Annotated in this window: 5 protein-coding genes; all 5 read right to left on the bottom strand. The window is 58.6% G+C overall.

Going from position 1 to position 6,669, the window contains the following annotated elements:
* Positions 1-2,659, bottom strand: a 2,659-nt coding sequence (locus H8B02_RS20655; RefSeq protein WP_229167912.1) for an AMP-binding protein, incomplete at its 3' end; no start/stop codon positions are given.
* 146 nt (positions 2,660-2,805) lie between these two features.
* Positions 2,806-3,048, bottom strand: a complete 243-nt coding sequence (locus H8B02_RS20650; RefSeq protein WP_229167911.1) for a hypothetical protein — start codon at positions 3,046-3,048, stop codon at positions 2,806-2,808.
* A gap of 395 nt (positions 3,049-3,443) precedes the next feature.
* On the bottom strand, positions 3,444-3,830 hold the full coding sequence (locus tag H8B02_RS20645; RefSeq protein ID WP_229167910.1) for an ectoine synthase: 387 nt from the start codon (positions 3,828-3,830) through the stop codon (positions 3,444-3,446).
* Between the two features lie 907 nt (positions 3,831-4,737).
* The gene (locus H8B02_RS20640; RefSeq protein ID WP_229167909.1) at positions 4,738-5,721 is read right to left on the bottom strand and encodes a nucleotidyl transferase AbiEii/AbiGii toxin family protein; all 984 of its coding nucleotides are present in this window, start codon (positions 5,719-5,721) and stop codon (positions 4,738-4,740) included.
* A complete protein-coding gene (locus tag H8B02_RS20635; RefSeq protein ID WP_229167908.1) occupies positions 5,718-6,545 on the bottom strand; it encodes a type IV toxin-antitoxin system AbiEi family antitoxin domain-containing protein in 828 nt (275 codons plus the stop codon). Before H8B02_RS20635 ends, H8B02_RS20640 begins: the two co-directional genes overlap by 4 nt.
* Positions 6,546-6,669 lie beyond the last annotated feature (124 nt).

The raw sequence follows: 6,669 nt of genomic DNA, 5'->3' as shown, positions 1-6,669 counted from the left end.
CGTTGGCAATTGGCCGCCCAACGTGAGGCATCTCGGGCCAACATGACGGATCAGCTGCAAGGTGGTGCTCGGAAATGACGCTGATTTCTGTGGACCCATATTGATTGATCAATCTCGCGTTCGGGTGTGCTTCGAAGAAAGCCCTAAGCAGTGGAGTGGCCTGCAATCGTTCGCCGGCTGTATAAAGCTCTCTTAAAGAGGGCAGCTGCACGCGCTGCGTGCTCCAGACTTCTGCAAGGTGATTCAATGCTACGAATGGGAGGAAAAGTCGCTCGATCGCCGCCCCCTCCACGAATTCGAGCAAGTCGGAGAAGTGCCTGCGGGTCTTTTCCCGCACGAGCACGAGCAGTCCACCGTCCTTCCAACAAATGAACAATTCCTGGCAGGACACATCGAAGTTCAGGGTCGCGAATTGAAGTGTGCGTCGTTTTGACGTGCCAACCCCCGCCAGCGAATTCACAAGCGAGCCGTGGGACATTTCGACGCCCTTTGGGGTTCCGGTTGAGCCGGAGGTATAGATGACATAGGCGAGATTGCGCGATGTGAGACCAAGCTTGCGCGGCTGCGGGTCCGAAGCCGGCCGCTCGCCCCAGGCCGGGGTGGCAGTATCCAGATCGACCACGCTGACATCGGCCACCGCCTCGGCGCCCAGTGCGGTTCGACCGGCGGCATCGCAAAGCAGCAGTTGCGGTTCTGCATCGCCGACAATCTGCCGCAGCCGCGCCGACGGATAAGCTGGATCCAGCGGCAGATAGGCGCCACCTGCCTTCAGGATCGCCAACACACCAACCACCATCGCCAGGCTGCGTTCCAGGCAGATCGCCACCGGCTGATCCGGCTTGACCCCGAGCTCGATCAGATGATGCGCCAGCCGGTTGGCCCGCGCATTGAGTTCCCAATAGCTCAGTCCCTCCTTCTCATGAACCACCGCCACCGCCTCCGGCGTCTTTTGCACCTGCGCCTCGAACAGCTCATGGATGCATCGTTCCGACGGATAAGGCGCCGCCGTCCGATTCAACTCCTCCAGTAGATAGGTGCGTTCGTCGGTCGGCAGAATGTCGATGCGGCCGACCGGCTGCCCCGCATCGGCCATCACGCCAAGTAACAAAGTTTGCAAATGCTGCGTCATGCAGTCGATCTGCTTCGGCGCTAATCGATTGGCATCAAAATGACAGCGGAAGCTCCCATCTAGAGCGCAAACCTCAAAGGTCAGCAAATCGCCGCATAGGGCTTGGCCAGCTCTGTGGCTCGTCGTCAGATAGTCAGCGGCGGAACAGCTCTCTGTCGTGATTGTAATGCCAATCGGCCAAGGCTGGGGCGACCGTAGCGCCTCCACACCTCGCAATGCCGGGCAGCGCGCGATAAGATCCCGGGCAAAGCTACCGTGCGCCCTCAGCTGAGCGAATTCGGCCGCTACGGTTTTGCGCACTTCTTCAAAATCATGAGCAAGCTCAATGGTAACGTCCATCGGCACGACAGAGGCGATCAACACCTCCACCGCTTTGGAGCCAGCTTGCGATCCATCCGATGCAGGCTTCCATCCCAGTTGAAGCTCTGTTTCTCCCCTGATACGGGCGAGATAGATCAGCCAAGCCGTTACCAGGTACTCCGAGCGATCGAGCGGGGACAGTTCAGCCAAAGCGCTTGGACTGAACCACGGACTCCACTGCCATCGGGGAGCCGCCGCAGCCGCGGACGACGACAGGAAAGGAAGATGCAATATTCTAAACTGCCCGAGCCGCTGTCGCCAAAAATCCTCCCGAGGCGCCAGCAATTCATGAGTGGCAGTTATGCTCTGCACCTGTTCACCGCTCAAGATCGGAAGGCGACTACCTTCATCCACATTGAAGTGCCTGGCGAGTGCTCGCGCATCCAGCATCTGCCCATCGGGTTCGCCAAAACAAACGTCGACATCCTCTGTACCCGTCGCCACACGCCAATAGCTGGGGTGGACTTCAAGCAGGGAGCCTGCCGGAACGCCCGAGCTTCGAGTCAATACCTCCAGGTGTCTGACTGCGACAGCCTGATCGCCTAGGAGAGCCTTGGGCAGACACATTGGATTGGGATGATATGGCCCAAAGCCTAGGGCCCGTGTCATCGCTGACATCTCTTGCGCAGATTGATCCCATCGCAGACAGCCTGCCGGATTTGGGCGTCGTTGTCTCGGAAAATAGCTTCTGTCCACGAGCGCCTGCGGATAGACCGTAAGCTTCCCGTTCTCGAGGCCAGTTAAGAGCTCGCGGAAGCCCTCGATCGCGGCTTCATGACATTTGAGGTTCAGGGTCAGTGCCGTATCAGTGGGCGCAATCAGCACTTGGCGCTGAACCACGACGTCACCCGTATCAACACCATCATCGATCCGATGCCACGTGATGGCATATTCGGTCTCTTGCGCCAGCAGCGCCCAGGACGTCGCGTGCGCTCCCGCATATCGTGGCAATGGACCGTCGTGGTAATTGAAAGCACCTCGACGCACTCGCCCAAACACGTCCGGTGGCAATATGAACGGATTGGCAATGGAGAAAATCGAATCCACCGGCTCAGCCTTCAAAAAAGAGGCTAGCTCTTCAACACTTTCCATGCACGGAATGTTGGCACGAGTCGCCCACTCAGCGAATATGGCGTCGCCACACAGGGCCGCACCAATGACGTGGTCCATCGCCATTGCCAGCTGAGCACAGCGGATAGCGGGCGTACCACTGCCAACAAACACGCTGGAGGAGATTGATCGCGCTACAGGATGTCTATCCCGATCGCCTGGTTCGTAGGCGCTCCCGCGCCCCAGAGAAGACCGATGGGCCATCTTCACCCCTCCAGCAGTTCACCCACCATGCTGGGCAGTTCCCTATCTAGCGCCGAAGCACGTAATCGCTCAGACTGGTTCGGATCTGCTCGGCGCGTAATCTGGCGTGCGTTGATGTGACGAAACCTTGCGCCGAGCCAGATCTTCCCAATGTCCCCGCCAAGCTCCCGCGTCACCAAATATCGTCGCCGGCAGTATCGCAGCTGCCACTCAACCTCATCTGAGTTTCCGCTGAGCGTGATCATCGGACGACTTCTCCTCTGTGCCGCCTTCCAGAGGATTACGCATGGATCGTGCCAAAGGTGAAATCGATCTCAATCAATATGATAGCAATAATACTGCTATGTCAGTTATCCGACGTCGCCGGACATCGTACCATTGAGCGCGCTATCAATCGGCACAAGCCTCCGGAATCTCGCCTGATGTGTTCCGGGCAAAGAAAAGTGGACCTGGAATGCCAAAGTGATTTTTCCAGGCCGGCCGCGCACCGCCTTTTCGGGTGCGACTCTCCTGAAATTCGTACGAACGAATTTTTTTCTGAGGTCCGCGCCGTGCGGTACGGATGGTGTTGGATCGCTAAGATGAATGTTTCTCGCAATTAGCGGCGGTTCAATGTGAAATTGGCGTTTCTTCGCCTTGCTCAATATGCCGAGCCTGCCGGGTCGTTGAGCTTGTGGCGCTCGGTTCCGTTGAGGGGCGGGTTGAAGATGCTGACGAGGATCAGGTCCTTGTCCCGTCCCCCGCGCAGGAGATGCTTGTCATGCTTGTCAAGCACGTACATGTCGCCCTTGCGAATCGGGAAGACATTGCCGTCCATGTCCTCGACCTCGCCCTCTCCGGCGATGCAGTAGCAGGCTTCGAGATGATTCCGGTATTGCAGAAGCGAAACGGTGTTAGCGCGCACCACGGTGTGGCAGATGCTAAAACCCATGCCGTCCTTATCCGTCAGAAGGCGGTGGCTAGTACCATTGCCCCAATCGACGAAGTGATCGGTCGCTTCAACATCGTGCAGGCTACGCACAATCATAGTGTTCGATTGCGGGATACAGGTTAAAGTCACTATTGCGGAAGCTGGAGGCCGGTTGTTCTGACCTGGAAGCGCGGCGTCCGCGCGCTCCCGAAGCGGAAAGGCAAGCTATGATTATTTGGACGGTGCAGGCCGGCAAAAACCTGCCAATCCATGTTCGTCATCGCCGCGTGCCGGGTAGCGAAAAATTCATTTTGATCTAACTCGATCCTCGCAATCCTCCTATTGCGCGTGCGACGGTGGACGCGGAATTCCGTCAGAACAACCAGCCGCCGGTCGCGAAGAACACGTGCAGTAGTCCTGCTACACCCAAAAGGCCTACCGCTCCCTCGGCGGCGACTACACAAAAATATCGGCGTGAGGGTATTACGCAGCCGAGCCGGAGACGGGCGCGTACTACCGTGATGTTCCCACGTCTGCGCGGTACCGCCGCCTGCGTTGGTATGGTCCAGAAGGCGGTTGGTGTTGCCGGTCACATAAAGCGTTTCCGGTCGCAGATTTAGCAAGTTGTTTCCTTCCTTCGCTGTGCCTCGCGGCACGGCTCCGCAGCCTCTCAGCTAATGAAGCAAATCTCATGCCACGCTCGTAGACAGATAAGGGATAAATATGTTGCTGTTTTCAGCTCATTAGCGAGTGGAAGGATTTAGCTGGGCAGTGAGGCCAATCTGACAAACTGCCAAGGTATGGCGGGATGGGGCAAATCCGCGAAGAGAACCGGTCGGACAGGTGCGGCTGACCTTTGTCGTTAATCCCGCTAGTGGAAGAGCCGCAGATTGCATTCGAAAACGTCTTATCCTCAAGCCGATCTTGGTCATGATCGTGGTCTTGCCGCCGATGATCGGCACTACCCGCGTCAGCCATTCCGGACGATCGGTTCACCGGCGGACGGTGCTGGGTCGACGTTCGATCAGATGCCGGGTTTCCGTCCCAGGTGCTGGGCGACGTGTTGCGCTTTCCACCGGAGTGCGGGAAAGGCTTCGATGCGTTTCTTCACGTCGTCGTCGGTGGGAAGCGTGTCGACTTCGATGCTTCCGCGATCGTAGAGCGCGTCGAGGAAGGCGAGCTCTCCGTCGTCGTACTTGAAGAGCGGCGCCAGTTTCTCCTGGCATTCCGCCAAGATCCGGTCGCACCATTTCTTCGGGCCGCCGTCCGCGTCGAAGATGCCGTTCTTGACCACGGACACCAGCTTGTTGTTCAGGTCGTTGAGATCGTATTTGTAGTCCTTCAGCCACACTGTTCGCCAATCCAGATCTCTTGCGGCGGCGCCGATCGCAAGCGCTCCGACCTTCACTTGCGCCCAATCGATCTCTTCGTTCTGCAGCAGCCTCCAGGCGTCGTACAGATCGCGCGATGCCCGCCGGGCCACCAGGGCGACGATCTTGCCGGCGGCGATTTCGTGGAGATCGACCACGGCTACGTTCGTGGCGATGTAGTCGCCGAGCTTCGCAGAATCCATCCTCTCCCAGCCGAAGAACGGAGTCCGGAAGAGATAGTTCACGTCCACTTCCAGCGTACCTGGACGCCGATAGGCCGACACGTACCTGAAGCGCCACTTGCCACCGGCGTGTTCGGCAGAAGGATCGCGGGCGATTTCGTACCCCTTGCTCTGCAGGAGCGCGGGAAGTCGCACATTGATGATCTTGGAATCCCGCAGCATGGCTTCTCTATCCGCGGCGCCTACGTAGTTCAGATCGATGTCGACGGAAAGCCGGTCGAGTTCGAGATAGAACAGGTTGAGCGCGGTGCCCCCTTTGAGTGCGAGCAGCTTGCCGAGCTCGCGATCGTTCGCGATCTGGTGGAGCACGTCGATCAACCGGATGACGCGCTCGACCGAGGCCGGTTGGAATTTGACGTCGGTGGCGATCTTTTCGAGGCGTTCGACCGAGATCATGGCATCATCTCCGGCGACATCCCTTCGAAGGACGGGTTCAGGAAATCCGGAGGCAGGACAACGTTCCAGCCTTCCTTAGCTTGGCCTTGGGCGTCGCTTCCCAGCGCGGGCCGCGGCGCCGGCGGGGCCGCGCGCTTCAGTTCGTCCAGTACGTGCGTGTCGACGAAGAGTTCGTCTTTCCGGCTCTCGAGCCAGGCGCCGCATACGCCGACGAGCGTCTGGTTTCCGCGACCAAGCGCGAACTCCGCGAACTTGCCGACGTCGAATGCTTTGACGCTGTGGAGTGCGTTTGCGAGTTCCTCGACGCCGCCGGTCAGGTCCGGTCGCTCGATGCAGTCGACGAGCGTCCGCTCGACGCCGGTCGCGAGAACGTCGAGGCCACGGCGGTCCATCGTGATCGTGCCGGACATTTCCTCGGAGCGACGGCGCAGCGATGCGGGTTGCGCGACGAACCGGACGGGGCCGACGAGCGTCTTCATTTCGCCCGGGCGACCTCCGCTGAGGAGTTGGGTCTGAGAGCTTTCCGAATAGGCGAGCCCGTGCAGTTCAAGTGCGGTGTGGTAGGCGACGACGCCATCGGCGCGTATGCGCGATGCGACCAGAATCCGGTCGGGATGGAAGTTCGCTGGATTCAGGTGCCGCGGCACGGAGGCGTACACGCCCGGCGCGACATGGCGTATTCGTCCGGAGGCGGCATGATATTTGAGCAATGAATCCGACGAAGAGAACGGCTGGCCGGGAGACACGGTTTTGCGGAACTCGGTCCGAGTGAACACCGGGTGAGAAGACAGGAACCTTTCAACTTTCCCCTTTTTCCCCACCATTTGATGAGCTCCTTAGGGTATATAATACCCCAAACCTTGCATTACGCAAGGCCACATAATTCAACACATATATTGGGGTATATAATACCCTAAATAAAGCAACGAAATGAAAGCTCCCCAAAGG

Source organism: Bradyrhizobium altum (assembly GCF_020889705.1).
GTDB lineage: Bacteria > Pseudomonadota > Alphaproteobacteria > Rhizobiales > Xanthobacteraceae > Bradyrhizobium > Bradyrhizobium altum.
Note: the sequence above shows the minus strand (reverse complement) of the source record. Positions and strands in the feature narration are given on the sequence as shown.